The organism is Actinoplanes sp. NPDC023714 (genome assembly GCF_040639855.1).
GTDB lineage: Bacteria > Actinomycetota > Actinomycetes > Mycobacteriales > Micromonosporaceae > Actinoplanes.
Genome location: NZ_JBFAAR010000010.1, coordinates 204,754 through 230,734, shown reverse-complemented (window position 1 = coordinate 230,734; position 25,981 = coordinate 204,754). Strand labels below are relative to the sequence as shown.

Sequence of the window (25,981 nt, the reverse complement as noted above, 5' to 3'; positions counted from 1 at the left end):
CCCGGCGCGGATGACGGCTCACACCTCGACGGGGGTGAGCTCCGGCAGCACCTCCGGCCGGCGGGCGGCGGCGGATCGGCGCCCGGACGGCACGAGCAGAGCGACCGCGAACGCCGCCGCGCTGGCGACGGCCAGCAGCAGGAACGCCTGGGTGTACCCGGCCTCCGCGGGCAGCCCACTCTGCGTCGTGTGACCGGTGACGACCGTGCTGACGAGAGCCGTGCCGAGCGAGGCTCCGATCGTACGAATGTTGGTGTTCATGCCGCTCGCGGCGCCGGTCTGATGCGCCGGAACGCTCTGCACGATCAGGTTGATCATCGACGAGTAGATGAGGCCGAGACCGATCCCGAACAGGCCGGCCGCGAGCGCGACCATCCACTTCTCGTCATGGGCCACAGCCAGCGAGAGGCAGGCCACCGTACCCATGGCGGAGCCCCACAGCAGCTGAGCCTTGTTGCTGACCCAGCGCGTGAGAGGCCCGCTCAGCGACCCGAAGACCGCCATCGCCACCATGAGCGGCAGCATCAGCAGGCCGGCGCCGGTCACGCTCATCCCGAACCCGTATCCGGTCGACGCCGGCACCTGCAGCAGCTGCGGCAGGAACGCGAACACGCCGAACATCGCGGCCCCGAACAGCAGCGCGGCCAGGTTGGTGGTCCACACGGCCGGCAGGCGCATCATCCGCATGTCGATGAGCGGCTCCTTCGCGCGCAACTCCGCCACCAGCCATCCGGCGGCGAGGACCAGGGCAAGAGCGAAGAGCCCGAGGGTACGGCCGGAGGCCCATCCCCATGACCTACCCATCGACAGCGGCAGCAGCAGGGCCACGAGCCAGCCGGCCAGCAGCGTGGCGGAGAGCCAGTTGATCCGGCCCGCGCCGTGTCGTGGCGATGCCGGGATGACCCGCCAGGCCACCACGGTGACCACGGTGACGACGGCCATCGGGATCCAGAACAGCCAGCGCCAGTCGAGCACGCCGACGATCGGCCCGGCCAGCACGATGCCGACACCGCTGCCGGTCGCGATCACCGCGGACAGCACGCCGAGCGCCGACGCGAGCCGGGCCGGCGGGAACTCGTCGCGCAGGATGCCGAACGAGATCGGGAACACCGCGCCGCCGAGGCCCTGGATGACCCGGGCGGTGATCAGCACGCCGACGTTCGGGGCCAGCGCGGCGAGCAGGCAGCCGACGGCGATCGCGCCGAGCGCCACGAGCAGCGTGCGGTCCTTGCCGATCGTGTCGGCGACGCGTCCCATCAGCGGGGTGGCCACCGACGCGGCGAGCAGCCACGCGGTGAGCACCCAGGTGACCGTGGCGGTGCTGGTGCGCAGATCCTGCTGGATCGTCGGCAGCACCGGGGTCACCAGCGACTGCATGAGCGAGAACGCGGCGGCCGCCGCTGCCAGCACCGCGAAGGTCACGCGGGGAGCCGGCTGGTAAAGTCGAGGCATGCCTCCACATTACCGGAGGCTGGCCTCCGGTTGGCAAACTGTTTTCTCGCAGCGGGGATGTGATCTGGATGACCGACGCGATCGCCACGCGGCGTCCCCAGCGCGCCGACGCCCGGCGCAACTACGACGCGCTGCTCGCCGCCGCCCGCGACGTCTTCGCCGAGCGCGGCGCCGACGCGTCCCTCGAGGAGATCGCCAAGCGGGCGGGTGTCGGCATCGGCACGCTGTACCGCAACTTCCCGGCCCGCCAGGATCTCTTCGAGGCGGTCTACGTCGACGAGATCAACCAGCTCGCCGCGGCGGCCGAGGCCGCCGCGGCGCTTCCAGCATGGGAGGCGTTGCGGGCCTGGCTCCAGCGATTTGTCGCGTACGCCGTGACGAAGCGCGCCATCATCGACGTCCTGAACAGGGACTCCGAGATGTTCCGCGCCTGCCGTGTCGTCATGTATACAGCGGGCGAACCCCTGATGATCCGCGCCCAGCAGGCCGGCGAGGTCCGCGCCGACGTCAGCTTCGACGACGTCCTGCGCCTGGTCTCCGGCCTCACCTCGGCCTCCTTCGTCGACGACGCCCAGCGCGACCGGGTGCTGCACATCGCCCTCGACGGCATCCGCGCTGTCCGGTAGGTGATGGACGGGGCGCCCGTCCCGGTCGCAACCTGACGGCATGGCCAACGAGAAGAGGACACTCAGCGACGCCAATCTCTTCGACATCCTCGGGCCCATGCAGATCAACTTTGCGAGCTCGAGCATCAAGGGGGTGCCGCTGCTGTCGTACCGAGACGCAACCCTGAATCTGAACTTCGAGGACGAGGACATCACCCGGCTGCCCACCCCGGCCGGCGGGCAACTGGTGACGGTCACCCTGGAGACGGTGCCGGACGCCTTCGACCGCACCCTGACCCTGGTGCTCCCGGCCGTACGCCTCACCATGGGCGACACCGTCGAATTCGAGACGTTCGTGGTGGAGACCTTCGACCGCTCCCAGGCGCACGTCGTCACCCCGGGGCCGCGGGGCGCCCTCCAGTCCTACCTCTTCCACCAGGTGAAGGCCACAGCCCAAGCCGTCAACTTCTGACCCTCGACACGCTCTGGACCCGGCGGCCGCTCACCGGCGGCCGCCGGTCCGTCATGAGTCATCGCGTGGCGAGGCGCCCGCGGCTACCTTCCTCGACGCGCTCGTCACCGGCACCGCTCTTGCTCGACTCCACCGGCGCCGGGCTCTCCTTGACGGCCCCATTGCGTTCGCTGACGGACCCGTCGGTTTCCTGCGTCGACTCGCTCTCGGCCGATGTGGACGACTCGGCCGGCGCGTTCTCCCGGACGGTCGCATTGCGTTCGCTGACCGACCCGTCGGCTTCCTCGCGGCTTCCGGCGTCCCCAGCCTCGGCAGGTTTGTCGGCTTCCCCGGCCGCACCCGAATGGTCGTTGATGCTCCCCGGTTTCTCGCTGCTCGTGCCCTCGGCCTCCTCCGCCGCCCCACCCTCAGCAGGCGTGATCACCCCGGAGGCCTCCCCATTCGGCCTGATCGTCGCGTCGCCCCCGGCCGAACTCAACCCACCAGCCATCCCACCGGCAGCCCCGCCGACGGACCCACCAGAGCCGTCCCCCGACCCGGCGATCCCAGCCGCCATCCCACCGGCAGCGGCACCGAGCGAACCCCCACCCCGCACCACATCCACCGACCGGACGACAGGCACCCCCTGAGCCGCTGCCTGCCGCGTCCTCATCCCCCGAACAGCCTCAACCATCTCGGCCCGGGCCCCGGCAGCCTCCCCAGCAGCGACCTCATAGACAGCCACCTGCCGCGCGTACTCCGGCGCCGAGGGGTCGACAGGCTCCGCGATGACGGTGCCATGGACCGGAAGCCCGCCGGCAGCAGCCATCTCCCGCGCCGCGGCCATCCTTCCTTGAGCCCTCGCCAGCCGATCGGCATAGGCGTCGAACGCCCCCGCGGTGGACGAGATCTCCCCGTGCAGGGCACCGGCGAGTTCGGCGGCCCGCGCCATCCGGCCACCGAAGGCCACCCCCGCCGATCCCCGCCAGCCCTCGGACGCATCCGATCCCGCGGACCGCAACACCTCCGAACTCGACGACACCTCGAAGCCGAGTTGATCACGTAACCATCCGGCCGCCGCGAGGATCGAGCCGGAATCCCCGTCGAGGCGGGTTTCGATAGGCATCATGACACCCCGCTCATCCTCTGTCCGGCCGCGGAGTCCTCCGACGCGTACATCTGGCCCGCGTCCGAAACGCGCAGGCCGGCCTCGGTCAATCCGGCCGCGAGGCCGGCGGAGCTCTCGGAGAGCCGGGCCAGGAGCTCGGCGAAGATCGGGGTGGACTCGCCGGCGTCGACGTGCCGCGGCGCGCGGGAGCCGGTGGCCCTCAGCGACGTGCCGGAGCGGCGGAGCCGGTCGGAGATGGACTCGAGAAGTACCAGGTCGACAGTCAGGCGATCAGCCATGATGATTCCTCCCACCGTGCGGATGCAGAGATGTACACCGCACGATGGGAGAAGGTTCAGCAGGCGATCTTCGTACGCCCCTTCTTGTTCCCCCAGGAGCAGGTGTCCTGGGTCTTCTTGCTGGGCTTGCGCAGGGTCGCCTTGTCGCCGGTGTTGTTCCAGATGTAGTTGCCGCTGTTCCAGTACACGTGGGTCTTGGTGTTCTTGCCGTTCCCGGTGTGCAGGTAGATCTTGCCGCCCTTGCCGGGGATGCTGACGGCGCCGAACGTGTAGACCCGGCCGCCCTTCTCCTTGATCGACCAACCCTTCAGATTGACGGCCTTCTTGCCGGTGTTGACCAGCGCGATCCACTCCGCGTTGCGGGACTTGTTGCTGCGCGTGTCCTTGCCCGGCGAGTCGTACTGGGCACTGTGGAACCGCAGCGCGGGCGCCGCCTGGGCCGGGCTCGCCGCGGCGAGGGTTCCGCCGAGGGCGATGGCGAACGCGGTGACGGTACCGAGCACTCTGCGCATGAAGCGTCTCCTCGAGAATTTCCGGTGGAGTCAGCATCTTGCCGAGCGCCGGGCCGCAGGACACGCATCGACGGTCGGGCGTCAGGCTGATTCGCTCGATCCGTTCAGCTGTCACAATCACGCCGTCGACCGATGCCGTCCGCCTGACCGGAGGAGTCCCTCATTCTTCAAGATCAAGCCCGCGAGGGTACGCCGGGAGCACCGCGAACGCCGGCCCCCGCCGCCACCCGCTCGTGGGGCTACCGCGCCCTGCTCCTGCTGACCGCCCTGACCTGCGGCTACTTCGTCGCGGCGGGTGCCACCCGGGCGGCGTGGGAGGCGGTCCCCGACTACCCGTCCGGCGAACGCCTCACCGCGATCACCCGTACCGTCTATCCCGGCCTGCCGGTCGAGGGCGGGCGGGCCGCCGAGGGCCTCTTCTCCGACGTGATGGGCTGGGGCAGCCTGGGCCGCCACGACGAGGACTTCGAGTTCGCCTCCTACGACTTCCTCCCGTCGGCGGAGTTCCTCGTCGGTAGGTACCGTCCCTGGATCGACGACACCGCCCGCCGGCTGACCGCCGAAGGCTGGACCGTGCACACCATCGAACCGACCGGCCCCATCGTCGTCTCCACCGGCGAGATGGAGGAGACCGGCCGCACCTTGTACGCCTCCCGTGACGGCCTGATCCTGGAGGTGGGAACCGAGAACGGCGTCTACCCCTCCTCGGCGGGAGGCTTCGTCAGCTGGGCCGAGCTGAACCGCGAACCACCGTGGTGGCTGACCGCGACCGGAGCAGCGGCCTGGCTGCTGGGCGGCCTGCTGTCCTGGCTGACCTGCACCTGGGCGAACCGCCGTACCCGAACCGCCAGCGGCACCGCCCGCGTGGTGGCCGTCAGCGCCCTGCCGGCAGCCCTCCTCTTCCTGGTCCCGCTATCCGCGACAGGAGCCGTCGCCTTCATGGCCGAGCTCTTCCGCACCCACCCCTTCCCCCAACCGTTCTGGGGCCTGAGCTCCACCTACGGCTGGGGTTGCGCCGTCCTGGGCCTCTTCCTCCTGCTCGTGGCCCTGGTAGCCACCCTGACCGCCGGCAGTGGACGGCCGCGTAGCGGCACGTGAGCCTCCGAGCACGGTCGTCCCGATCTGCGCCATGTTCGTTCCGTCTTCGCCTCTGGCGAGCAGCTCCTTGTACCGGTCGGGCGCCGTCTCGGCGATGACTCGGGCCTGAGCGACGAGGTGGAGCAGGAAGGGCTTCGACGGAGTCATAGACCAAGCTGACCTGGGACCAGTACCAGGCGCGCACGGCGCAGACCTTCTTGTTTTCATGCTCGTTCTCGATGACCGAGATCAGGTAGCGCTGAACCTCGCGCCGACCCACAGCCCGCACGGCGGGATAGATCAGTTGTCTACTCGCGGACACGTCCTCATCGCAGACGATCGCTGACAGCAACTGACCGGCGTGAGCCGCTGCGAGGTCGGGCCGGGCCTGGTAGACATCACCGGCGCGGGTTCGTTTCACACCGATCCTGTGGTACTCCTGGAAACGTCGATCGCTCCGATACGGCTCGGGGAGGTCGGGGGGCTGCCACCCGGGACTGGCTTCGGCGAGCAGGCCGTCGAGGCGGCGCTCGAACTCGGTTGCGAGATCACCGTCGGTCCACCCGGGCATGGCGTCATCATGCCCTGCGGCCGTGCACAACCTCCGCCGCGGTGCCACCTCCGAGCGGCAGAGGACCGGCGGCTGTCGGCGGCCGGATGGTTGCGTGATCAACTCGGCTTCGAAGTGTCGTCGAGTTCGGAGGTGTTGCGGTCCGCGGGATCGGATGCGTCCGAGGGCTGGCGGGGATCGGCGGGCGTGGCCTTCGGTGGCCGGATGGCGCGGGCCGCCGAACTCGCCGGTGCCCTGCACGGGGAGATCTCGTCCACCGCGGGGGCGTTCGACGCCTATGCCGATCGGCTGGCGGGGGCTCAAGGAAGGATGGCTGCGGCGCGGGAGATGGCTGCTGCCGGCGGGCTTCCGGTCCGTGGCACCGTCATCGCGGAGCCTGTCGATCCCTCGGCGCCGGAGTATGCGCGGCAGGTGGCTGTCTATGAGGTCGCTGCTGGGGAGGCTGCCGGGGCCCGGGCCGAGATGGTTGAGGCTGTTCGGGGGATGAGGACGCGGCAGGCAGCGGCTCAGGGGGTGCCTGTTGTCCGGTCGGTGGATGTGGTGCGGGGTGGGGGTTCGCTCGGTGCCGCGGCCGGTGGGATGGCGGCTGGGATCGCTGGGTCGGGGGACGGCTCTGGTGGGTCCGTCGGCGGGGCTGCTGCTGGGATGGCCGGTGGGTTGAGTTCGGCCGGGGGCGACGCGACGATCAGGCCGAATGGGGAGGCCTCCGGGGTGATCACGCCTGCTGAGGGTGGGGCGGCGGAGGAGGCCGAGGGCACGATCAGCGAGAAACCGGGGAGCATCAACGACCATTCGGGTGCGGCCGGGGAAGTTAACAAATCTGCCGAGGCTGGGGACGCTGGAAGCCGCGAGGAAGCCGACGGGTCGGTCAGTGAACGCAACGGGACCGTCAAGGAGCGGTGAGGCCCGCTGCCGGCGACATCCCTTCTCTGCCGGACTGTCCCGCGATTCTGCGAAGTCGGCCCGTTCGGCTGATCCGGAAGTGTCGGAAAGTCCCCTGGTCGCCGTAAAGGGAATACGTCTGTCCGAGGGGTCGTGATCCGCTTACCCGCGTCAGCCATTGAACACGCCGCACGCGAAGCCGCGGAGGAACTTCTGCAAGGCTCCGAAGGGCGACGGTGAGGCAACGGAGTAGAGGTACATCGACATGCGCAGAACGATGAAAGCGGCGGTGGCAGCGCTCGCACTGACGGTCGCGGCACCGACCGGACCGGCCTTCGGCAGCGGCGTCAGCACCGGTGGAACCGTCCGCACCGTGCAGGAGGTCACCGATCCGACCTTCGAGATCGTGCCCGAAGTGACGACCGGAACGACGGACTGCGTCACCGGGGCCCGCGACGGCAGGTGGAGCAACTGGAGTTCGTTCACCGCCCCGCCCGGATGGCGGCTCATCCGGGATCAGATCTCCTACACCTGGCGGCACCAGCGAGGTTCGGAGAACCATTACCAGGTCGACTGGGGCGACTGGATCTATCCGTTCCCCGGAGCGCCGGACGTGTCCCCGAAGACCATCCGGGTCCGGGTCCATGCGCGCAGTTCCTCGGGCCGCTGCGGCGGTTCCGGCAAGTCCGTCCTGGCGGTCAGCGGTCGGCTCTACGCGGCCATGCAGGACGTGCCGGCGCCCCCGCCGCCCGCGTGAAACGTCGCGTGCGAACACGCGAAACCGGCGACCGCTGATCGGCGGCCGCCGGTTTCGTGCCGGATCGGGGCAGGGCCGGAGCGCGGGCCTACTGCCTCTTCAGGTACAGGTAGAACTCGTTGAGGTCGTAGCGATGCTTGGGCCACCGTCCGGCCAGCTCGTAGTCGGGGTCGTCGCGGAGGAGGCTCATCATCAGGGCGGTGCTGCGGTCGAGGTCGTCGTCACCGGTGGCGCCGGACATCAGGATGACGCCGGTGTACTTGCCGGCCGCCACCTCGGCCCGCATCTGGTCGGGGCCGGCGCCGTAGAGCGTCCACGGCTCGGTCCAGCGCAGGTTCGGTTGGTCCTTGGAGTAGTAGGCCATCGAGTCGGCGCCGACGCCTATGTAGAGGCCGGACCGGTTGTGCTTCTTGACGGCGTCGACGACCGGGCTGCTGTCCGGCCACTCGTGGAACATGAAGTCGGCGCGGTAGAGGGCGGTCACCGCGAGCAGGTAGATGGCAGCCGAGATGACCAGGGGGCGGACCAGGGCTCTGGTCACGGTCGCGATCTGGGCGGCCAGCGGCGCGAAGAAGAGGGCCGCGAAGATCAGGTGCTTGTTGAACGAGGTGTACTCGTGCAGGCGCGCCTGGCTCACCGCGATCGCCGCGCCGGCCCCGAACAGGACGATGCCGGTGAGCAGGGCACGCCGCCGGGCGAGCAGGACCAGGCCGGCGAGGGCCAGCGCGGTCAGCAACCCCATGGTCAGCAGGAACTCGTGGCCGAGGAAGCCGAGCGCCCGATAGCTGTGCGCGGCCCGGCCGGTGGTGGTGAACCGGATGCCCTCGGTGATCCAGGCGGCGTTCGGGAGGTAGACGGCGAGCATCGTGGCGACGGCGGCGCCCACGATCAGACCGGCCCGGCCGAGGCCGCGCGCCACCGTCGGCGCGGAGACGACGGCCAGGACGGCGGCCACCGCCACGAAGGGGGCGCCGGTGTACTTCACGATCGCGCCGGCGCCGCCGATCACGCCGGCGAGGAGGGCGGATGCGTAGCCGGTGCGGGTCACGGCGAGGGCCGCGGCGCCGAGCACCGCGGCGGCGCAGCAAGCGTCGAAGGTGGCGAGGTTGCCGGCGAAGAGCGTGGGTCCGGCGAGGACCGCGAAGAGCAGGGCGGTCACCCGTACGAATGTGGGTCTGGAATCTCCGGCGAGGCGCACCGCGATGGCGCCGCTGCAGAGGACGGCGACCATCGTGAAGAGCAGGCTGGTGAAGCGGACCAGGCCGAGGCCGCCGAGGTTGTCGACGGCGGCGGCGAAGAGCGGGTACGCCCACGGGAAACCGGAGAAGTAGGCGCCGTAGTCGGCGGCCTGGGGACCGCCGCTCCACTGGCTGAAGTAGGCGTGCCCGGCGTCGATGTAGAGCGCCTCGTCGGCGTGCGCGATGTTGTCGAGCCGCAGCGTCAGCACCGCCTGCACGCCGAGGACCAGCGCGACCGGCGCGAGGTGCAGCCACCGCCGCACCGCGTGGCTGTGCCGGGGCAGGAACGACTCGACCATGACCCGGGGCAGCGAGGCCCCCATCGTGGTCATGCCCGCACCGTCCGCTTGACGGCGAGCCAGGCGACCGGCAGGGCGATGTACGCGTTCAGCGCCATGAGCGGCAGCAGCGCCCAGTAGTGGTCGATGCCGTAGCGCGCGGTGTCCCACGCCAGCCCGGCCACCACCAGCACCTGGGTGGCCAGCAGGTAGGCGGCCATGGTGATCCGGACGCGGGCCGCGCCGGGTTTGCGCGAGGTGGACGCGCCGGTGGGACGCCACTCCATGCTGCGGCCGCGGATCAGGTCGAACAGGCAGAACAGGTGCGCGAAGCCGTAGACGGCCTGCACCCGGAACACCTCGATGCGCCAGCGGCCGGCCGCCAGCATCGGGAACACGAGCAGCCAGAGCAGGACGGCGGCGAGCAGCAGGAGCACGTTGCCGTTGGAGACGCGGTCCGGGAAGAACCAGAGCATCACGAGTACGGCGATCGGGGCGAGCAGCGCGTTCATGCTGGTGGTCACGTAGTAGGCGAAGCCGGACCAGTAACTGGCCCGCTGCCCGAGCGTCATCGAGCGCTCCAGGTGGAAGCGCGGGTCGGCGAGGAGCGACATCGAGCCCTCGCACCAGCGGTACTGCTGCATGATGAACGAGTCCAGGTCGTCCGGGCAGCGTCCCCGGCTGACCAGCGTGGACACGTACTTGAGCTGGTAGCCCTCCTTGGCCATCTCGATGCCGGTGTAGACGTCCTCGCTGTGCCCGATCTGCGGGAAGCCGCCGATGGCCTGGAGCGCGGCCCGCCGGTACACGGCCGAGGTGCCGACGCAGATGGCCGCGCCGACGGCGTCCCGGCTGGGCTGGATGAACCGGTAGAACATCTCCTGGGTGGCGCCGGCGCAGCGTTCCAGCCAGGTCATCTTCTTCGCGGTGAAGAACAGTTGCGGGCTCTGCACGATGCCGACCGACGGGTCGTCCATGTAGGGGATCAGCTCGAGCAGATAGTCCTCGCGGGGCGCGAAGTCGGCGTCCAGGATGGTGATGTGGTCACCGGTCGACCGTTCGAGAGCCCACTGCAGATTCCCCGCTTTCTTGTACGCCGACCCCGGCCGTGCGATGTATTGGAACCCGTACCGTCGGGCCAGCGCCGCGACAGACGGGTCCCCGGCGTCGTCGAGCAGATAGACGGTCAGCCGCCCGGGCCAGCGCATCTTCGACACGTGGTAGGCGGTGTTGTCGATGAGCTCGACCTCCTCACCGCAGACCGGGAGGAACACGTCGACCGACGGCACCCGCGCCGGCGACCAGTCCCGCACGGTCCGGCGGTGGCTCGCGAGGTCGACCCGGCGGCGGAAGGTGGAGGTGCGCAGCGCCAGCAGCTGCTCACCGACGAAGGCGATCAGCGGGACCAGGAAGACGATGGTCCAGTAGGTGTTCTGCGCCATTCCGTAAAGGCTGATCGCGACACCGATCATGGCGATCGCCTGCGCCCAGAAAAGCCATCGGTGCTGACCTCCGGCGAGGTATTCGTCGCGTTCGGAATCCGACGGCGGGGTGAGCCAGCCCATCGTTCCCTGCCACGCGTCCGCCCGGATGACCGAGGCCGTTCTTTCGCCGTCGATCTGAAGTGTCACGAATATCACCAACAGTGTTTCTCTGGAAAGCGCCGATTCGATGTCGAAGCTTTCCAAGAACGCTGCTCCCGCGCATCGGAGAGCGGGACGGCGATACGGTGCCGGAACGGGGGAGGGCGGATAACGGATTCGAGATGTTCCCGGGTGCGGGGGAGCGCCCGAGAAATGGCGTGGAATGAACGCTTGACCGATTTTCGTGAATGCGGAGCGGGTCACCGCCGATCACGGGGAGTGAGAATCGCCGTGTGACCCGCCCCACGCATCACCGTGGCGTGAATCGCACATTCCCGGAGCCGGCTGCAAAGGCCGTCACTCCATTCGCCGGAATCGCGCGGCGCCGGGTTACCCGGTAAGCACCGGCCGGCAATGCGATCCAGCGGTCACGTCGACCGGCACCGCCGCCGTGACGGTGAGCCCGGCGGCGGCGCGCCGGGTCGGCACCGAGCCGGACGCGTGATCCAATCCGGTCACCGGCGGCGCTCGCGGGACTCGCCGCGCCGAGCAGGACGCCGAGCACCGTCTCGATCACGTCGGCCGCGGACTGCGCGCCCCAGCCGTGCTGTAGTCGCCGCCGGACGGGTCCCACGCCTCCCCGGCGAACGTGCCGCCCTGGTCGAGCAGCCGAGGTCTCGGGGCAGCGACGCGCTGCAGCCGCCGCCGACCGGCTGCTGCCCATTGCTGTCGGGAGTGCGGCGCGGGCAATAGGCGGCGTCTGAGGGAGACGAGGCGAGCCGGCGGCGGTTGGGTGGCCGGGCGGCTGGGCGGGTGAGCCGGCCGCGGCGGGGCGGGCGGGTCGGCGGCGGCTGGGCGGGCGGTTGGTGGGGACTTCGGACGATGTGGCGTGGGAACGTATGCAGGAAATTTGCAGGTTGTGTCATCGAGGGTCAGCTGCCGATATGCTGGCGGCCAACGATTCGCACTGACGAGGGAGAAAGCTCGGTGCGTACGACCGTGCACGACGTCGCGGACGCCGCGGGGGTGTCGGTGTCCACCGTGTCGCGGGCTCTCACGGGTGGGAGTGTCAGCCCGGCCACGCGGGCGACGGTGATGGCCGCCGCGGAGCGTCTCGGCTACCGGCCGAACCGGACGGCGCGCGGGCTGATCACCGGGCGGACCGGCAACTACGGGCTGATCGTTCCGGACCTGCGGAATCCGTTCTTCGCCGACATCGCGAAGGGGGTGAGCGCGCGGGCCCGGGCCGTCGACTGCGGCGTGTTCATCACCGACACCGACGAGGACGTGTCGGCCGAGCTGGAGGCGCTGGCCACGCTGGGCCGGAACACCGACGGCGTGCTGCTGTGCTCGCCCCGCGCCACCGACGCCGAGCTGCTCGAGGCCGCCGACCCGGACACGACCGTGCTGGTGCACCGGCAGGTTCCGGGCATGCTGTCGATCGCCGCCGACATCGCGGCCGGCACCCGCCAGGCGATGGATCATCTGCGGGCGCTGGGTCACCGCCAGATCGCGTTCCTGGCCGGCCCGGACGAGTCGTGGGCCGGGCACCAGCGGCTGTCCGCGCTCGGCGACTACGAGATCCTGCGCTTCGGTTCGGTGGCGCCGACGTTCGAGGGCGGCGTGCTCGCCGGTGACCTGGTGCTGGCGAGCCCGGCCACGGCGGTGCTGGCCTACAACGACCTCGTCGCGATGGGCCTGCTGCACCGGCTCGCGGCGCGGGGTGTGTCCGTTCCCGATCAGATGAGTGTGGTCGGCTACGACGACATCAGCCTCGCCGCGATGAGCCATCCGCCGCTCACCACGGTCGCCGTTCCGAAGGGCAGGGCGGGTGCGGCGGCCTTGGAGCTTCTCCTGCGCCGGGTGGGTGGCGCCGGCAAACCCGCAGCATCCGTACGGGAACGCGAGGTCACCCTCCCGACCGGCCTGGTCGTCCGCGGATCGTCGGGCGTGGCCCAGGGTTGACGACGGGCAGATCGGCTCGCTGAGGCGACTCTTCGTTTCGTGTCTTGTGTGGAGTGTTGTGTATACGCAACACTATGGGAGTGGCAGACAAGACAGCCGTGCACAATCGGCTCGCGGTCGTCCGGGCGGAACGGGGCATCTCCCGGGCCGAGCTGGCGCGGGTCGTCGGCGTGAACCCGCAGACCATCGGGTTCATCGAGCGCGGCGACTACGGGCCGTCGCTCGAGGTGGCGCTGCGGATCTGCGGCCACTTCGGGCTGCCGATCGAGGCGGTGTTCGCGCTGACGCCGTTCACTCCGATGTCCGCCCAGCTCTACGGCGACAAGACGCGCCGTGACACGCAGACGGGAGAGCAGAGATGACCAGCCGGCAGGAGCTCCGCGCCGAGATGGACGCCCGCATCCAGCAGCAGCGGGAGGCGCCCCTGCCGGGCTGGCTGGCCAGCCGTCCCCGCCGCCGGCTGCTGGCCGTGGTGCCGCCGGTCGCGGTGCTGGCCTGCGGGATCGTGACGGCGACCCGGCCGGACGACACGCTCGGCACGGTCCTGCTCGCCCTCACCGCCGTGCTCGCCGCCGCCGGGATCCTGACGCTGCGCCGGGCGAGCCGGCTGCTCGACGCCGTCCCGGACCGGCTGCTCGACGAACGGGAGATCGGCGAGCGCAACGCCGCCCACCGGGTCGCGCACGGGGTGACCGTCGGGCTGTTCGCCGTGCTGTTCCTGCTCGCCGTCGCCGACGGGCTGGCGGGCAGGTCGAGCGGGTCCGAGCTGATCCCGGGCGACAACTGGATCCAGGTGATGGTGACCGGCATGCTGGTCGCCACGATGATCCCGGCCGCGGTCATCACGTGGCGCCGCCCCGACCCGATCGGCCCCGAGGACTACTAGGGGGTCGGGCCAGGCGTTCCACTTGCGCTTCTCCCGGGAACGCCCGCCCCCGCCGGCCCTAGCGTGCCGACTTCAGGTCCAATCCGCACCCCAACTCAACACGCGACCGCCACACCACCGCCGCGTGTTGACTTCGGGTCCAATCCGCACCCCAACTCAACACGCGACCGCCACACCACCGCCGCGTGTTGACTTCAGGTCCGGTCCGCGCCCCAACTCAACACGCGATCACCGCGGCCGGCGGGGCGCCGTGCAGCACGCGACCCCGGGCGCGGGCCTCGGACAGCTCGGTGGGCAGATCGGGGTCGGCCGGCACGTCGCGGGAGAACTCGCCGTGACCGAGATACAGCTCCACGGCGGGCGCGCGGGACGGCCGGCCCGCCACCGCGGACGTCACCACGTGCAGGTCGATCGGGTCGCTCAGCAGCTCACGCAGCGCCGCCGCCTGCGCGTCGGTGACCCCGCCGTCGACGATCGCGAGCAGGTCGACGTCGCTGCGGCCGGGCCGGAAACGACCGGTCGCCAGCGAGCCGTGGAGGATCACCGACCGCGCCGAAGCACCCAGCACGGAGGCGATGGTGGAGGCGACGGTGGAAGCGAGCGCGAGCATCGCCCCAGGCTAGGTGACGGCGCCGAGCTGCCAGGGGACGAACTCGTCGCGGCCCAGATCCAGATCCTCGCTCACCGTCGGCCTGCCGGACGCCACCTCCAGCACCGCCTCGAAGATCCGGGTGCCGACCTCCTCGACGGTCGCGTCGCCGGTGGCGATCGGGCCCGCGTTCAGGTCCATGTCCTCGCGCATCCGCTCGTACATCCCGGTGTTGGTGGCGACCTTCAGGGTCGGGACCGGCTTGGTGCCGAGGACCGAGCCGCGCCCGGTCGTGAAGCAGACCACGGTGGCCCCGCCGGCGACCAGGCCGGTCACCGACACCGGGTCGTAGCCGGGGGTGTCCATGAAGGTGAAGCCGGAGGCGGTGACGCGCTCGGCGTACTCGTAGACCGCGGTCAGTTCGGCGGTCCCGCCCTTCGCGACCGCGCCGAGGGACTTCTCCAGGATGGTGGTGAGGCCGCCCGCCTTGTTGCCGGGCGACGGGTTGTTGTCGAGGGTGCCGCCGCCGGCCTCCACGTATTCGTGCCACCACGCGATCCGGTCCAGCAGCCGGCGCCCGACGTCCTCGGTGACCGCCCGCCGGGTCAGCAGGTGCTCGGCGCCGAACACCTCCGGCGTCTCGGCCAGGATCGTGGTCGCGCCCTGCGCCACTAGCAGGTCGGAGGCGTACCCGAGGGCCGGGTTCGCGGTGATCCCCGAATAGCCGTCCGAGCCGCCGCAGTTGAGCCCGAGCACGAGACGCGACGCGGGGATCGGCACGCGGCGTCGCTCGTCCAGCCGCTCGATCAGGGCGCGGACCGCCGTGACGCCGGCCCGCACGGTCGCCCGCACGCCGCCCTGCTCCTGAATGATCAGGCGTTCGACCAGGGTGTCGGCCGGCGCCGGCAGGTCGTCGAGGAGCGCGTCGACGGCCAGCATCTCGCAGCCGAGCCCGACGGCCAGGATGGCGCCGACGTTGGGGTGGGTGGCGTATCCGCGCAGCGTCCTCCGCAGGATCCGGCCGCCCTCGCTGGCCGGCACCATGCCGCACCCGGAGTCGTGGGTCAGTGCCACCACGCCGTCGACGTTCGGCCAGGCGTCCATGATCGGTCCGCGGAACTGGTCGGCGATCATGCGGGCGGTCGACGCCGAGCAGTTGACCGAGGTCACGATGCCCACATAGTTGCGGGTTCCGGCGGCGCCTCCGGCGCGTTCAAACCCGTCAAAGGTACGGGGGACCGAGGCGCGCGGCGGCCGGATCCGCTCGGTGCCGAACTCGTAGGTCTGGCGCACCGCGTCCATCGCCAGGTTGTGCGTGTGCACGTGGTCGCCCGGGTTCACCGGCACGGTGGCCCGGCCGATGGTCTGGCCGTATTTGCGGATCGCGGAGCCGGGGGACTTCGCCCGTACGGAGATCTTGTGGCCCTGGGGGATCGCGGCCGTGACCGGAACTGATAGCGCGCCGTGCGTCAGGGTGAGACCCGGCGGCAGGTCGCGCAGGGCGACCGCCACGTCGTCGTCGGGGTGGAGCAGCAGCGCGTGCTCGGCGAGCGGCGAGGCGGTCACGCGGCACCGGCCTCGGAGATGGCGGGCACGGCGCCGGCGTGGGGCGGCGAGGCTGGGGCGGTGCCGGCTTGAGGCGGAGAGGCCGGGGCGGTGCCGGCTCGAGGCGGAGAGGCCGGGGCGGCGCCGGGCTTCGGGTAGGCGGCTCGGGGCAGGTCGTAGGCCAGGTCGCGGGCTGTCTCGAGGGCCTCGTCGAGGTCGAGGCGGTGCTCGGCGACGAGGCGGGCGAGGTGGCCGGCGTCGATGCGGCGGGCCAGGTCGTGGCGGGCCGGGATGGAGAGGAAGGCGCGGGTGTCGTCGACGAAGCCGGCCGTGTTGGCGAATCCGGCGGTGTCGGTGACGGCCTCGCGGAAGCGGCGCATGCCGTCGGGGGTGTCGAGGAACCACCACGGCGCGCCCAGCAGCATGGCCGGGTAGACGCCGGCGAGGGGCGCGAGCTCGCGGCTGAACGCGGTCTCGTCGACGGTGAAGACGATGACGCGCAGGTTCGGGTGGTGTCCGAAAGCGTTCAGCAGTGGCCGCAGCGGACGGGCGTAGGGGGTGTGTACCGGGATGTCGTAGCCCACGTCCGGCCCGCGGGCCGCCAGGACGGCCGGGTCGTGGTCGCGCAGCACGCCCGGGTGGATCTGCATGGTGAGGCCGTCCTCGGTGGACATCCGGGCCATCTCGAACAGCATGTGGGCGAGGAAGGCGGCCGCCTCGGCATCGGTGATCGTCCGGTCGAGCGCGGCCCGGAAGAGCCGGCGGGCGTCGGCGATGTCGAGCGGGGTCGTGTCGGCGCTCAGGTGGCCGTGGTCGGTGGCCCGGGCGCCGGCGGCCTTGAAGACGGCCCGCCGCTCCTCCAATGCCGTGATATATCCGTCATAGGCGGTGATGTCGCCGAGTTTCCGCAGCTCATCCGGCCATCCGGGCTTCGCGACGTCGAGCAGCGCGTCGGGGCGGAACGTCGGCACGATCCGCTCGCCCCACCCCTTCCCGGCCAGCTCGCGGTGCTCGGCCAGGGACGCCGTCGCGGCGTCCGTCGTCGAGATGATCTCGATGCGGAACGCGTCGAGGAGGGCGAGCGGGCGGAACCGGGGCTCGGCGAGTTTCGCGCAGAGCCGGTCGTAGATGTCGTCGGCGGTTTCGGCGCTCAGTTTCGTGGGGATGCCGAAGACCTCGGCGAGCTCGTGCTCCAGCCAGAAGCGGGTCGGCGTGCCGCGGAAGAGCCGCCAGTGCGCGGCGAACGTCCGCCAGATCGCGCGCGGATCGGTCTCCACCGGCCGGCCGTCGCGGCGGGGGACGCCGAGCGCGTCGTGCGGCACGCCGCGGGAGAGCAGCATGCGTACGAGGTAGTGGTCCGGCGTGACGAACAGCGCGGCCGGGTCGGCGAACGGCTCGTCGGCGGCGAAGACCGCGGCGTCGACGTGACCGTGCATCGAGACGATCGGCAGGTCACGGGTGCTCGCGAAGATCTCCCGGGCGAGCGGGCGCAGCACCGGGTCGGCGGGGAGGGCGCGGTCGGGGTGCAGGGGGCTGTCGGACATGGTCTCTTCCCCGGCTCTGGAATTTGTGGGAACGTTTGCAGGCGCATCATCACACGGGCCCGGCGGGCGCGTCCACCATGGAAGGGAGCCTCGTCATCGAAGGGCAGCTCAGGCCGGTACGGGTCCTGCAGATCGGCGCCGGCAACTTCCTCCGAGCCTTCGCCGACTGGATGATCCAGAAGGGCAACGCATCGGGGGTTCTCGATCACGGGGTCGTCGTGTTCAAGGTGACATCCTCCCCGTCGGTGGTGTCGGCCGAGCCCTTCCGGGTCGTCCTCGACGGGGTACGCGACGGCGAGCCCTTCACCGAGATCACCGAGGTCGACGTGATCCAGGAGGCGGTGGACGCGTACGCCGACTGGGAGCGGTGCCTCGCCGTGATGCGGGGACCGGACCTGCGGCTGGTCGTCTCGAACACGACCGAGGCCGGGATCGTCTACGACCAGGGGGACGACCCGCGCGCCACGCCGCCGGAGACGTTCCCGGCGAAGATGGCGGCGCTGCTGTTCGAGCGGTGGCGGCACTACGGCGGGGATCCGGAGCGGGGGCTGCTGTTCCTGCCCTGCGAGCTGACCGAGAACAACGGGCAGGTGCTGCGCTCGGCCGTGCTGCGGCACGCGTCCGCCCTGGACCCGGCGTTCGCCTCGTGGGTCGGGACCGCCTGCCGGTTCTACGACACGATCGTCGACCGGATCGTGCCGGGGCGGGACGGATCGGACATCCGCGGGGAGAGCTACGCGCTCTGGGCCGTGGAGGGGGACACGGTCCTGCGTGAGGAGTTCCCGCTGGATCGGGCCGGGTTGCCGTTCGCCTTCGTACCCGACATCGGGGTCTTCCGGGAGAAGAAGGTGCGCATCCTGAACGGGTCGCACACCGCTCTCGCCGCCGTCGGCCCGCTGCTGGGATGCACGACGGTGAGCGGCGCGGTCCGGCACCCGATCGCCGGCGAATATCTGCGCAGGCTGCTCGACACCGAGGTGCTGCCGACACTGCCCGCCGACGCCCCGGCGTTCGCGGCCGCCACCGTGGAACGCTTCGGCAACCCGGCGCTCGAGCACCGGCTCGCCGACATCGCGCTGAACGCGCTGTCCAAGTGGCACACCCGCAACCTGCCGGTCGTGCTCGATCGGTGGGAGGCGGGGGAGACCGCGCCGCTGACCGTCTTCGCCCTCGCGTGCCTGCTGCTCGGGCAGGAGGGCGAGTTCGGCGACGGCTATCCGGTGCGGGACTCGTCCGAGCCGTCGTTCCTGGCCGGGCATCCCCGGCTCGCCGCCGAGGTGGCCGGGCACATGCGCGCCATCCGCGAGGCCGGGCCGGTCGCGGCCCTGGAGAAGGTGATCCGGTGAAGATCCTCGAAGGCCATCCCGTCATCCCGGTCGTCGTGCTCGACGACGCCGCGCACGCGGCCGGCCTCGGTCGTGCTCTCGTCGAGGGCGGCGTTCCCATCGCAGAGATCACTTTGCGTACGCCGGCGGCCCTCGACGCGATAGCCACCATGGCGCGGAACCGTGACCTGCTGGTCGGGGCGGGGACCGTGCTCACCCCGGAGCAGGCCACCCTCGCCGCCGAGGCGGGCGCCCGCTTCGCCGTGTGCCCGGGACTGTCCCGCCCGGTGGTGGAGCGGTGCCGGATGCTCGGGTTGCCCGTACTCCCGGGGGTCGCCACCGCGACGGAGGTCCTGGCCGCACTCGAGAGCGGCCTGGAGGCCGTCAAGTTCTTCCCGGCCTCCACCTCGGGAGGCGCGCCGGCCGTCGCCGCGCTCGGCGCCGTCTTCCCGGACGTGCGCTTCGTGCCGACCGGCGGGATCACCGCGGCCGGCGCCGGCGACTATCTCGCGCTGCCCTCGGTCCTCGCGGTCGGCGGCTCCTGGATGGTGCCGCGCGCCGTGCTCGCCTCCGGCGATCTCGATCAGATCCGGTCGCTGATCGGAGGGGTGCGTGACGTCGCTGCCGCTGCGGGACGCTGACACCTGCCGATACGACCTGGTCAGCCTCGGCGAGGTGATGCTTCGCCTCGATCCGGGCGAGGGCCGGGTACGGACGACGCGGACGTTCCGGGTCTCCGAGGGCGGCGGCGAGTACAACGTGGCCCGCGCCCTGCGCCGCGTCTTCGGCATGCGGACCGCGGTCGTCACGGCGCTCGCCGACAACGAGGTGGGTCGGCTCGTCGAGGACTGCATGCTGACCGGCGGGGTGGACACCTCACTCGTGCGCTGGGTGCCCTACGACGGGGTGGGCCGGTCGGTCCGCAACGGCCTCAACTTCACCGAGCGCGGGTTCGGGGTGCGCGGCGCCCTCGGGGTGTCCGATCGTGGTCATTCGGCGGCGTCCCAGATGGCCCCCGGCGACGTCGACTGGGACCATCTCTTCGGCGTGCTCGGGGTCCGCTGGTTCCACACCGGCGGGATCTTCGCGGCGCTGTCGGCGTCGGCGCGTGCCGTGGTGGGGGAGGCGGTCGAGGCGGCGCGGAGGCACGGGACGATAGTGTCCTATGACGTGAATTATCGGCCCAGTCTGGACAACGGTTCGCTGGGGTTGCCGGATGTCGACGTCGCGATCGGCGTTCCCGATGTCCGGAAATTTCCGGACTTGTCGGTTGCGGCGACCACCACCCGTCGCGTCCTCAGCGCCAGCCGCAACGATTTCGGCGCCGTGGCCTGGTCGCCCGCCACCGGCGTGGTGCGGGCGACCGAGCGAACCGGCCTGGAGGTCCTCGACCGCGTGGGCTCCGGCGACTCCTTCGCCTCCGGCCTGATCTACGGCCTGCTGACCGGCCGCCCGCTCGAGATCGCCCTCGAATACGGCGCGGCCCACGGCGCCCTGGCCATGACCACCCCGGGCGACACCTCCATGGCCACCGCAGCCGAGGTGATGGCCCTCGCCGGGGGCGCCGGAGCCGCGGTCCGGCGGTGACGCCCTATGCGCGGGGCCGCAGCCACCCCACCGTGATCAGCGCGAGCGCCGCCGCATACGTACCCATGACCAGCACCCCGTGCCCCGGCACCGTCGTCCCGGCGGCGTCCAGCCCGATCAGCAGGTCGGAGATCAGGAACAGCACGCCACCGGCCGCCACCAGGCGATTCACTCCGGCCGCGGCCGCCGCCATCGAGGTCAGCGCCAGGCTGTAGAGCAGCACCGGCACGCGCAGCGCGCCCAGCTCGTCCCCGAGCACCACATTGGCCGGCACCCAGAGCAGCGCGAAGACGGCCACCGGCACCGGCCGCGGCCGGGCCCGCTTCAGGAACGCCACGATCAGGCAGATCTGGGCGCCCAGGAAGAACCCCATCCCGATCAGAAAGGCAACTTCTCCGGGTACGAGCAGAGCCACGTCCCCGAGCGTCGCGAACCCGAGCGCCACCACGACCAGATCGGGCTTACGGTGCTGGAGGAGGTGCCCGATCAGCAGTGGCGCGAGCAGCGGCTTGGCGATCCACTGGAGCCAGGTGATACCGGCCGCCACCGCCACGATCTCGACGGTCGCGGCCATGACGAACAGGGTCAGTGGCAGGCTGCGCGTGGCGGCGCCGGTCGGCCGATCGGTCATGGTGCTCACGCGGCCGGCTGCCAGCCGGGACGGCCGAGGACGTAGCCGGCCCGGCTCCGCCACGTCCGTGCCGACTTCACGTCGCGCCAGATGGCGGCGTACTCATGGGTGGCGACCTTCAAGGGGTTATAGGTGTCGATGTTGGTGGTCAGGCCGAATCGGACACGCTCGCCCTCCGGCTCGAACGTGCCGAACAGCCGGTCCCAGATGATCAGGATGCCGCCGTAGTTGCGGTCCAGGTAGGGATCGTTGGAGCCGTGGTGCACCCGGTGGTGCGACGGCGTGTTGAAGAACCACTCGATCGGCCGGGGCAGCCGGTCGACGCGCTCGGTGTGCAGGAAGAACTGGTACGCCAGGCTGATCGACTGCTGCAGGAAGATCATCCACGGCGGGAAGCCGAGCGCCGCGAGCCCGAGCCAGAACGGCAGCGCGGTCATCGGCGTCCAGCTCTGCCGCAGCGCCGTCGAGAAGTTGAAGAACTGGCTCGAATGGTGCACGACGTGCCCGGCCCAGAGCACCCGCACCTCGTGGTGCAGCCGGTGGAACCAGTAGTAGGCCACGTCGTCGGCGAAGAACAGCAGCACCCACACCCACCAGTCGGTGGGGTCCAGCTTGAGTGGGCTCAGCACGTACAGGCCGGCGAACAGCACCGCGGTGAACAGCTTCCACGGCACGCCGATGATCTGGCTGCCGAGGCCCATCGACAGGCTCGTCGCGGTGTCGCGGGCCTCGTAGCCGCGCTCCTCGTCGTCCGGCAGGAACCGGAACGACAGCACTTCCATCACGATGAGCAGCAGGAACGCCGGGACGGCGTAGAGGACGGCGGGGATCATCGGCTTCCGATCTCGTCGGTTTCGGTCACGGGGGCGGGGTTGGCCAGCAGGGCGCGCGCGGCGCGTTCCGCGCCCGCCGCATCGCCCGCGGCGATCAATCGGGAGAGGGTGCGGTGGGCGGCCACGTCCAGCAGTTCATGGGTACGCTCGTCGGCCGGCATCCCGCCGACCGCGAGCTCCCCGCCGGTGAGGCTGTTGAAGGCCAGCAGGTACGCGATGTTCCCGGACGCCTCGACGATCCGCCGCCAGAACGCGAGATCCGCCTCCGCCATGGCGGCCAGGTCGGGCGCCGCCGCCGCGTAGTCGCCGGCGGCCCGCTCGATCGCCTCCCGCCCGTCGGCCGTCGCCCGCACCGCGCACAGCCGGGCCGCGTCCGCGCCGATGCAGGCGCGCATCTCCATGACGTCGCGCCCGAGGGTGGCGACGGGCAGCACGTCGGTGCCGGCGCTGAGCGCGAGGTCGAGCCCGGCGTTGCTGCGCCAGTCGAGGACCCGGGTGGCCCCGCCCTGGCTCACCTTCACGAGGCCGAGCTGCTGCAGCCGGCGCAGCGCCTCCCGCACCGCGTGCCGGTTCACCGCGAACGTGCCGGCCAGGTCACGCTCGCTGGGCAGCGCGTCCCCCGGCGCGTACCGCCCGCGCACGACGGCGTCCCGAAGCCGCCCGAAGACGTGGTCGGAGACCGATTGCCGGGGTGCCGGATCGAAAGTCATGAGCGGCAGTGTGCCCCGTCACACCTCAACCCGTCAACTGGTTGGACCAGTTGCGGTTGCCGGTCTCGCCACGGCGGGTCTCACCGGCCCGAGGGCCTGGATCGGCGACATCCCCGACCCGGCATCCGGCATGATGGGACCGAACTGCCAGCGGCGCGCAGTTGTTCCTGGCCGACACCCACTGGTACACCGTCGGCGAACCCGACGACGCCGAGATCCAGATCGCCGTCGGTCTGCTCCAGGTGCCCGGCACCAAGCAGGAGGGTCTGGTCGGCGCGGTCGCGGACTACTTCGAGCACCCGGAGCACGACGACCGGGTCGGCGTCTGCCTCACGCTGCGCGGCCGGACCTGGTCCAACGTCGGCCTGTCCTATCGCATCACCGTGCTGTGCCCTCGGCAGCGCGCCCGGCGATAAAGACGCCCCTGCGATCTTGGACGTTCCACCACCGTTTTCGGTGGCGAAACGTCCAAGATCACCAAGCGGGTCACGCAGTTGGTCTCAGTACTCATGCTCTGAGCTTTCAAGTTATCGGCGGCAGAACAGTGCGTTGTCGAACGAGCCGGTAGTAGACGGATGGCATGGTGGGGTCATGCCCGAACGCCAACGTCAATCAGCGGCCTACCTGTCGTCTTCGAGGATTGGTCGGCGCCGAGAGCTATTTCGCACCGCAGAGCTCAACGCGGCGGGCTGGGCCGCCCTTACGGGCTTCTGCGTCTCCGGAGCCGCAGCCGGGTTGACCATCAGCCGTTTCACCGGCATCCCGAACTGGATCACCATGCCCGTCGGCGGCTTCACCGCCTTTGCTGTCGTGCTCGCCGCCGACCGCAGCAAATGGGCCAACATGCACACCACCTACACCTGGACCGACAACCTTGCAGAGGTCGAACGCATCGCCACAGTGCTCCAACGAGTCGGGGTCAGCGTCTTGGTCGTCGTCAACGGCACCGATTGGCCCTCACTGGACTACCGCAACGGCGACCGGCGACACGTCGACCGAGCGTTCCGTGACGCCGGCCTTCCGCCGCCGAGCTGACCAAATTCAGCCCAATTACGAAACCTGACGTTCTCGCTGGGCGCACGTCTCCCAGCGTGCGCGACTCGCGGGCAGATCCGGATACCGCATGCCGGGCGAACCGGGACCCTGCGGCTGGCTAGAGAAACAGTTGAGGCAACGGCGAGTCCGGTTCCAGGCTTTGCCCCTCCCGTATTGACCCATTCACAGAGCCGGCCGGGATCGGCGGGAAGATTTCTTCATCGCCTTCGCGACTGGTGACGATGGAGTAGCCATTCGAGGTGGCGATCGGTGTGGCGCCGATCGGCGACGTCACCCCTTGAACCAGACGGTCGATGTGTGCCTTCATCATGTCGGGAAACTCGGAGAGATTCATCGAGCAAATCGGCCCGGCGGTCGCCGGTGGCTGGATCGGCGACCGACCACAGCAGGAGCCGGGCATCGCCGCCAAAGAGGTGAGGTTCCCGCACTGACGGGAACTCGTCCAGCAAGGACGGCAGCGCGACAAGCGCGGTTGCCAGCGCGGGAATTTGGCACGCCACATGGCCGATGACATCCTGCCGTTGGGCAGATCCTTGTACCGAACCAGGATGCCGGATCACGCAACGTAAACCGGACACCACGACTTGAGATGACACCAGTACCACATCGGCGTGGAGAGCGTGAATCACGAGTCGGCGAGAGCCCCTGGTAATGCTTACCGCATCATCATCCGATGACCTACTACTGGGACCTTGAGATGGGACCGCTTCGTCCAGTGCTGGCCCGGATCGGGCGGCGGGAAGGACTGGCCCTCGCGATACGGGTAATCGGTTGGACTGTCGAGCGCATGGAGCCGATCAAGACGGTTGCTGCACGTGACTGGATCACCACAGCGATGGTCGCCGGGCGCGAGGCGGTGGCCGCAGGCAGAGAACGCCCCGAATTCCCGGTCGAACTCGTCTCGTCGTTCGGAGAGGTTCAGGCCGACGCAGACGACGAAGCTGGGGTCCACAGCGTTCTCACCGCGCTCATTGCCTGCGAAGAGGCGCCCGCGGGTCTGAGTGGCGAGGTGGTTTACGGCATTCTCGACTTCTGCTATCAGGCCATCCGAGATCGTGAAGAATTGCCCGAGTGGAACCCGGAAACAGAGTCCAGCAACTGGCGTTGCACGGAAGCGATCGCCTTCGAAAAGCGATGCATCAGAGAAGCCCGAGCGACCTCTATCTGAGGCGGATCCCTAAACAAGTGCGCACTCTCATCGGCACGGTCGCGAGTTGATCTCGACTACGTTCCGGAGGCCATGAAGGCTGCCAGGATGTAGTTCGGGTGTCGGTCGAGGTTCTTGCGGGCGCGGTCGTATCGGATGGTGGTGCGTGGGTCGGCGTGACGGGCGGCGATCTGGACGTCGCGGAGGCTGACGCCGGCGTCGAGCATGGTGGTGACGAAGGTGTGCCCTCTCTTCGCAGAGGGCGTGTGCAGTGGCGTCGTGTTGCTAAACGAGCAGGCTCGCCGGAACCCCCGGGTTCGCCAGGGACATTGGCCGCTGTGTTGCGTTTCCAGCCTCTTCGAGTGATGCAGTTCACGGACGGCTGTTGCGCGAAGTCGGTTGATAGCTTGATCGACATGACGTTGAGCCGTGCGCTGGACGCGTTCCGCCTTGAGGCCGAGAGTCTTTCTCGGGCGGTGGCAGGTTTGTCCGAGGAGGAATGGCACCTCCCGACGAGGTGTGAGCCGTGGACGGTCCGGGAGCTGTTGGGTCATGTCCGGGTGGTGATTGCCTGGCTGCCGGGCATGCTGACTGCTGCCGAGCCTGCGAGGGCCGAGGTCTCCGCGATCGACTACTACCGGCCGGACGACCGTTTCGCCGGGACGACCAATGCGGCCCGGATCGGTTTGGCGCAGGATCATGCGGCCGGGTTGGGTGGCGGTGCCGCGCTTGTCGCGGATTTCACCGCGACATGGCAGTTGGTGGATCGGCAGTGCCGCGCTGAGCGGGAGGATCGGGTGGTGCGCACTCGGCATGGGGACGCGATGTTGCTGTCGCAGTTCCTGCTCACTCGGGTGGTCGAGATCGCCGTCCACGGTCTCGACATCGCCGACGCGCTGGGGCAAGCACCTTGGCTGACTCGGCAGGCCGGAGACGTCGTGATGGAGCTGCAACTCGGCTCGGATTGGATGAATGCGATCCGCGAGCTGGGTTGGGACCGACTTACCTTTCTGCGTAAGGCAACCGGACGGCAGTCGCTCGGATCGGCGGATGCTGCGCGGGTGGAACAGCTCGGCATCCGGTGGCTCACGCTGGCATGAGGGCGAGTCGGTCAGCGCTGCGGTGGTCATCTGCACGGCCCGATGACGGCTGTCCGTCCGGCGGGCAGGTGGGTCACACGGCTGTTGCCGCTGGCGATCTCGCGGAGCCGGACAGTCTCATCGTGTTGCGCAGCGAGGCGAGCGAGCGCCTGGCCGCGAAAGTCGGTGAGGTTCGCGATCGTTCGATCGGCCTCGGCCAACCGTGGGCTAGGTACCTCGACCTGTCTCGAAACGGCACAGCCGTGCTGAC

The 25,981-nt window shown here is 70.2% G+C and carries 29 protein-coding genes; 15 read left to right on the top strand and 14 right to left on the bottom strand.

Features of this window, described 5'->3' with window-relative positions; translation table 11 throughout:
* Positions 1-18: 18 nt before the first annotated feature.
* The gene (locus tag AB0G10_RS34765) at positions 19-1,452 is read right to left on the bottom strand and encodes an MFS transporter (RefSeq protein WP_360931674.1); all 1,434 of its coding nucleotides are present in this window, start codon (positions 1,450-1,452) and stop codon (positions 19-21) included.
* A gap of 68 nt (positions 1,453-1,520) precedes the next feature.
* Between AB0G10_RS34765 and AB0G10_RS34760 the strand changes: the two genes are divergently transcribed.
* The gene (locus AB0G10_RS34760) at positions 1,521-2,078 is read left to right on the top strand and encodes a helix-turn-helix domain-containing protein (RefSeq protein WP_360931671.1); all 558 of its coding nucleotides are present in this window, start codon (positions 1,521-1,523) and stop codon (positions 2,076-2,078) included.
* Between the two features lie 40 nt (positions 2,079-2,118).
* Positions 2,119-2,529: a hypothetical protein gene (locus AB0G10_RS34755; RefSeq protein ID WP_360931668.1), complete on the top strand. Its 411-nt coding sequence runs from the start codon at positions 2,119-2,121 to the stop codon at positions 2,527-2,529.
* A 58-nt stretch (positions 2,530-2,587) separates the two neighbouring features.
* Here AB0G10_RS34755 and AB0G10_RS34750 read toward each other — a convergent pair whose 3' ends face one another.
* Genes AB0G10_RS34750 through AB0G10_RS34740 form a run of 3 tightly spaced genes read right to left on the bottom strand, consistent with a single transcriptional unit; the run spans position 2,588 to position 4,427 of the window.
* Positions 2,588-3,634, bottom strand: a complete 1,047-nt coding sequence (locus AB0G10_RS34750) for a hypothetical protein (RefSeq protein WP_360931665.1) — start codon at positions 3,632-3,634, stop codon at positions 2,588-2,590.
* Positions 3,634-3,915, bottom strand: a complete 282-nt coding sequence (locus tag AB0G10_RS34745; protein WP_360931662.1) for a hypothetical protein — start codon at positions 3,913-3,915, stop codon at positions 3,634-3,636. Before AB0G10_RS34745 ends, AB0G10_RS34750 begins: the two co-directional genes overlap by 1 nt.
* 56 nt (positions 3,916-3,971) lie before the next feature.
* Entirely contained in the window at positions 3,972-4,427 is a 456-nt protein-coding gene (locus AB0G10_RS34740; protein ID WP_360931659.1) for a lamin tail domain-containing protein, read from the bottom strand.
* A 429-nt stretch (positions 4,428-4,856) separates the two neighbouring features.
* Between AB0G10_RS34740 and AB0G10_RS34735 the strand changes: the two genes are divergently transcribed.
* The 3 genes from AB0G10_RS34735 to AB0G10_RS34725 all read left to right on the top strand — a co-directional run bounded on the left by AB0G10_RS34735 (position 4,857) and on the right by AB0G10_RS34725 (position 7,714).
* Positions 4,857-5,525: a hypothetical protein gene (locus tag AB0G10_RS34735; protein WP_360931656.1), complete on the top strand. Its 669-nt coding sequence runs from the start codon at positions 4,857-4,859 to the stop codon at positions 5,523-5,525.
* Between the two features lie 340 nt (positions 5,526-5,865).
* Complete coding sequence (locus AB0G10_RS34730; protein ID WP_360931653.1) at positions 5,866-6,978, top strand: hypothetical protein; 1,113 nt, start codon at positions 5,866-5,868, stop codon at positions 6,976-6,978.
* 244 nt (positions 6,979-7,222) lie between these two features.
* Positions 7,223-7,714, top strand: coding sequence for a hypothetical protein (locus tag AB0G10_RS34725; RefSeq protein WP_360931650.1), 492 nt, complete (start codon positions 7,223-7,225; stop codon positions 7,712-7,714).
* Positions 7,715-7,802: 88 nt separating this feature from the next.
* Here the strand turns inward: AB0G10_RS34725 and AB0G10_RS34720 are convergent, their stop codons facing one another.
* Positions 7,803-9,284: a hypothetical protein gene (locus tag AB0G10_RS34720; RefSeq protein WP_360931647.1), complete on the bottom strand. Its 1,482-nt coding sequence runs from the start codon at positions 9,282-9,284 to the stop codon at positions 7,803-7,805.
* A complete protein-coding gene (locus tag AB0G10_RS34715; protein ID WP_360931644.1) occupies positions 9,281-10,861 on the bottom strand; it encodes a cellulose synthase catalytic subunit in 1,581 nt (526 codons plus the stop codon). The genes AB0G10_RS34720 and AB0G10_RS34715 overlap by 4 nt, the downstream gene beginning before the upstream one ends.
* Positions 10,862-11,800: 939 nt before the next feature.
* Here AB0G10_RS34715 and AB0G10_RS34710 point away from each other — a divergent pair.
* The 3 genes from AB0G10_RS34710 (at position 11,801) to AB0G10_RS34700 (ending at position 13,664) form a co-directional block, all read left to right on the top strand.
* Complete coding sequence (locus tag AB0G10_RS34710) at positions 11,801-12,778, top strand: LacI family DNA-binding transcriptional regulator (protein WP_360931641.1); 978 nt, start codon at positions 11,801-11,803, stop codon at positions 12,776-12,778.
* 80 nt (positions 12,779-12,858) lie between these two features.
* Positions 12,859-13,140 carry a helix-turn-helix transcriptional regulator gene (locus AB0G10_RS34705; RefSeq protein ID WP_360931638.1) on the top strand — a complete coding sequence of 94 codons (282 nt, stop codon included), beginning with the start codon at positions 12,859-12,861 and terminating at the stop codon, positions 13,138-13,140.
* Positions 13,137-13,664, top strand: a complete 528-nt coding sequence (locus AB0G10_RS34700) for a hypothetical protein (protein ID WP_360931635.1) — start codon at positions 13,137-13,139, stop codon at positions 13,662-13,664. Before AB0G10_RS34705 ends, AB0G10_RS34700 begins: the two co-directional genes overlap by 4 nt.
* A 217-nt stretch (positions 13,665-13,881) precedes the next feature.
* Here AB0G10_RS34700 and AB0G10_RS34695 read toward each other — a convergent pair whose 3' ends face one another.
* The 3 genes from AB0G10_RS34695 to uxaC are packed head-to-tail and all read right to left on the bottom strand — an operon-like array spanning position 13,882 to position 17,342.
* On the bottom strand, positions 13,882-14,274 hold the full coding sequence (locus AB0G10_RS34695) for a nucleotidyltransferase domain-containing protein (protein ID WP_360931632.1): 393 nt from the start codon (positions 14,272-14,274) through the stop codon (positions 13,882-13,884).
* Between the two features lie 9 nt (positions 14,275-14,283).
* Positions 14,284-15,819 (bottom strand): altronate dehydratase family protein, encoded by a 1,536-nt coding sequence (locus tag AB0G10_RS34690; protein WP_360931629.1) that lies wholly within the window; start codon positions 15,817-15,819, stop codon positions 14,284-14,286.
* Positions 15,816-17,342 carry a glucuronate isomerase gene (gene uxaC / locus AB0G10_RS34685; protein ID WP_360931626.1) on the bottom strand — a complete coding sequence of 509 codons (1,527 nt, stop codon included), beginning with the start codon at positions 17,340-17,342 and terminating at the stop codon, positions 15,816-15,818. The genes AB0G10_RS34690 and uxaC overlap by 4 nt, the downstream gene beginning before the upstream one ends.
* Before the next feature lie 77 nt (positions 17,343-17,419).
* Between uxaC and AB0G10_RS34680 the strand changes: the two genes are divergently transcribed.
* Genes AB0G10_RS34680 through AB0G10_RS34670 form a run of 3 tightly spaced genes read left to right on the top strand, consistent with a single transcriptional unit; the run spans position 17,420 to position 20,254 of the window.
* On the top strand, positions 17,420-18,688 hold the full coding sequence (locus AB0G10_RS34680) for a tagaturonate reductase (RefSeq protein ID WP_360931623.1): 1,269 nt from the start codon (positions 17,420-17,422) through the stop codon (positions 18,686-18,688).
* Positions 18,685-19,308 (top strand): bifunctional 4-hydroxy-2-oxoglutarate aldolase/2-dehydro-3-deoxy-phosphogluconate aldolase, encoded by a 624-nt coding sequence (gene eda, locus AB0G10_RS34675; protein WP_360931620.1) that lies wholly within the window; start codon positions 18,685-18,687, stop codon positions 19,306-19,308. Before AB0G10_RS34680 ends, eda begins: the two co-directional genes overlap by 4 nt.
* Positions 19,280-20,254 carry a sugar kinase gene (locus AB0G10_RS34670; RefSeq protein WP_360931617.1) on the top strand — a complete coding sequence of 325 codons (975 nt, stop codon included), beginning with the start codon at positions 19,280-19,282 and terminating at the stop codon, positions 20,252-20,254. The genes eda and AB0G10_RS34670 overlap by 29 nt, the downstream gene beginning before the upstream one ends.
* 4 nt (positions 20,255-20,258) lie before the next feature.
* Here AB0G10_RS34670 and AB0G10_RS34665 read toward each other — a convergent pair whose 3' ends face one another.
* The 3 genes from AB0G10_RS34665 to AB0G10_RS34655 are packed head-to-tail and all read right to left on the bottom strand — an operon-like array spanning position 20,259 to position 22,428.
* Positions 20,259-20,885, bottom strand: coding sequence for a lysoplasmalogenase (locus AB0G10_RS34665; RefSeq protein WP_360931614.1), 627 nt, complete (start codon positions 20,883-20,885; stop codon positions 20,259-20,261).
* 5 nt (positions 20,886-20,890) lie between these two features.
* Positions 20,891-21,718 (bottom strand): sterol desaturase family protein, encoded by an 828-nt coding sequence (locus tag AB0G10_RS34660; RefSeq protein ID WP_360931611.1) that lies wholly within the window; start codon positions 21,716-21,718, stop codon positions 20,891-20,893.
* On the bottom strand, positions 21,715-22,428 hold the full coding sequence (locus AB0G10_RS34655; protein ID WP_360931608.1) for a GntR family transcriptional regulator: 714 nt from the start codon (positions 22,426-22,428) through the stop codon (positions 21,715-21,717). Before AB0G10_RS34655 ends, AB0G10_RS34660 begins: the two co-directional genes overlap by 4 nt.
* Positions 22,429-22,589: 161 nt before the next feature.
* On the opposite strand from AB0G10_RS34655, the gene AB0G10_RS34650 reads away from it, so the two are divergent.
* Together AB0G10_RS34650 and AB0G10_RS34645 are read left to right on the top strand one after the other, a co-directional pair.
* The gene (locus AB0G10_RS34650) at positions 22,590-22,844 is read left to right on the top strand and encodes a hypothetical protein (RefSeq protein WP_360931605.1); all 255 of its coding nucleotides are present in this window, start codon (positions 22,590-22,592) and stop codon (positions 22,842-22,844) included.
* 175 nt (positions 22,845-23,019) lie between these two features.
* Positions 23,020-23,463 (top strand): hypothetical protein, encoded by a 444-nt coding sequence (locus AB0G10_RS34645; protein WP_360931602.1) that lies wholly within the window; start codon positions 23,020-23,022, stop codon positions 23,461-23,463.
* A gap of 118 nt (positions 23,464-23,581) precedes the next feature.
* Here the strand turns inward: AB0G10_RS34645 and AB0G10_RS34640 are convergent, their stop codons facing one another.
* Positions 23,582-23,818, bottom strand: a complete 237-nt coding sequence (locus tag AB0G10_RS34640) for a hypothetical protein (RefSeq protein ID WP_360931599.1) — start codon at positions 23,816-23,818, stop codon at positions 23,582-23,584.
* A gap of 339 nt (positions 23,819-24,157) precedes the next feature.
* Between AB0G10_RS34640 and AB0G10_RS34635 the strand changes: the two genes are divergently transcribed.
* A complete protein-coding gene (locus AB0G10_RS34635; RefSeq protein WP_360931597.1) occupies positions 24,158-24,652 on the top strand; it encodes a hypothetical protein in 495 nt (164 codons plus the stop codon).
* Positions 24,653-24,708: 56 nt separating this feature from the next.
* Here AB0G10_RS34635 and AB0G10_RS34630 read toward each other — a convergent pair whose 3' ends face one another.
* On the bottom strand, positions 24,709-24,858 hold the full coding sequence (locus tag AB0G10_RS34630; protein WP_360931594.1) for a hypothetical protein: 150 nt from the start codon (positions 24,856-24,858) through the stop codon (positions 24,709-24,711).
* Between the two features lie 138 nt (positions 24,859-24,996).
* On the opposite strand from AB0G10_RS34630, the gene AB0G10_RS34625 reads away from it, so the two are divergent.
* Positions 24,997-25,731 (top strand): maleylpyruvate isomerase N-terminal domain-containing protein, encoded by a 735-nt coding sequence (locus tag AB0G10_RS34625; RefSeq protein WP_360931934.1) that lies wholly within the window; start codon positions 24,997-24,999, stop codon positions 25,729-25,731.
* The last annotated feature ends 250 nt before the right edge of the window (positions 25,732-25,981 follow it).

What these genes read in the sequence shown, in the direction of transcription:
- AB0G10_RS34740 (WP_360931659.1), bottom strand. Translation starts at nt 4,427, where the DNA reads ATGCGCAGAGTGCTCGGTACCGTCACCGCGTTCGCCATCGCCCTCGGC.
- AB0G10_RS34760 (WP_360931671.1), top strand. Translation starts at nt 1,521, where the DNA reads ATGACCGACGCGATCGCCACGCGGCGTCCCCAGCGCGCCGACGCCCGG.
- AB0G10_RS34655 (WP_360931608.1), bottom strand. Translation starts at nt 22,428, where the DNA reads ATGACTTTCGATCCGGCACCCCGGCAATCGGTCTCCGACCACGTCTTC.
- AB0G10_RS34725 (WP_360931650.1), top strand. Translation starts at nt 7,223, where the DNA reads ATGCGCAGAACGATGAAAGCGGCGGTGGCAGCGCTCGCACTGACGGTC.
- AB0G10_RS34645 (WP_360931602.1), top strand. Translation starts at nt 23,020, where the DNA reads ATGCCCGAACGCCAACGTCAATCAGCGGCCTACCTGTCGTCTTCGAGG.
- AB0G10_RS34765 (WP_360931674.1), bottom strand. Translation starts at nt 1,452, where the DNA reads ATGCCTCGACTTTACCAGCCGGCTCCCCGCGTGACCTTCGCGGTGCTG.
- AB0G10_RS34700 (WP_360931635.1), top strand. Translation starts at nt 13,137, where the DNA reads ATGACCAGCCGGCAGGAGCTCCGCGCCGAGATGGACGCCCGCATCCAG.
- AB0G10_RS34755 (WP_360931668.1), top strand. Translation starts at nt 2,119, where the DNA reads ATGGCCAACGAGAAGAGGACACTCAGCGACGCCAATCTCTTCGACATC.
- AB0G10_RS34660 (WP_360931611.1), bottom strand. Translation starts at nt 21,718, where the DNA reads ATGATCCCCGCCGTCCTCTACGCCGTCCCGGCGTTCCTGCTGCTCATC.
- AB0G10_RS34640 (WP_360931599.1), bottom strand. Translation starts at nt 23,818, where the DNA reads ATGAATCTCTCCGAGTTTCCCGACATGATGAAGGCACACATCGACCGT.
- AB0G10_RS34680 (WP_360931623.1), top strand. Translation starts at nt 17,420, where the DNA reads ATGGAAGGGAGCCTCGTCATCGAAGGGCAGCTCAGGCCGGTACGGGTC.
- AB0G10_RS34695 (WP_360931632.1), bottom strand. Translation starts at nt 14,274, where the DNA reads ATGCTCGCGCTCGCTTCCACCGTCGCCTCCACCATCGCCTCCGTGCTG.
- uxaC (WP_360931626.1), bottom strand. Translation starts at nt 17,342, where the DNA reads ATGTCCGACAGCCCCCTGCACCCCGACCGCGCCCTCCCCGCCGACCCG.
- AB0G10_RS34625 (WP_360931934.1), top strand. Translation starts at nt 24,997, where the DNA reads ATGCAGTTCACGGACGGCTGTTGCGCGAAGTCGGTTGATAGCTTGATC.
- AB0G10_RS34635 (WP_360931597.1), top strand. Translation starts at nt 24,158, where the DNA reads ATGACCTACTACTGGGACCTTGAGATGGGACCGCTTCGTCCAGTGCTG.
- AB0G10_RS34735 (WP_360931656.1), top strand. Translation starts at nt 4,857, where the DNA reads ATGGGCTGGGGCAGCCTGGGCCGCCACGACGAGGACTTCGAGTTCGCC.
- AB0G10_RS34665 (WP_360931614.1), bottom strand. Translation starts at nt 20,885, where the DNA reads ATGACCGATCGGCCGACCGGCGCCGCCACGCGCAGCCTGCCACTGACC.
- AB0G10_RS34745 (WP_360931662.1), bottom strand. Translation starts at nt 3,915, where the DNA reads ATGGCTGATCGCCTGACTGTCGACCTGGTACTTCTCGAGTCCATCTCC.
- AB0G10_RS34720 (WP_360931647.1), bottom strand. Translation starts at nt 9,284, where the DNA reads ATGACCACGATGGGGGCCTCGCTGCCCCGGGTCATGGTCGAGTCGTTC.
- AB0G10_RS34750 (WP_360931665.1), bottom strand. Translation starts at nt 3,634, where the DNA reads ATGCCTATCGAAACCCGCCTCGACGGGGATTCCGGCTCGATCCTCGCG.
- AB0G10_RS34630 (WP_360931594.1), bottom strand. Translation starts at nt 24,858, where the DNA reads ATGCTCGACGCCGGCGTCAGCCTCCGCGACGTCCAGATCGCCGCCCGT.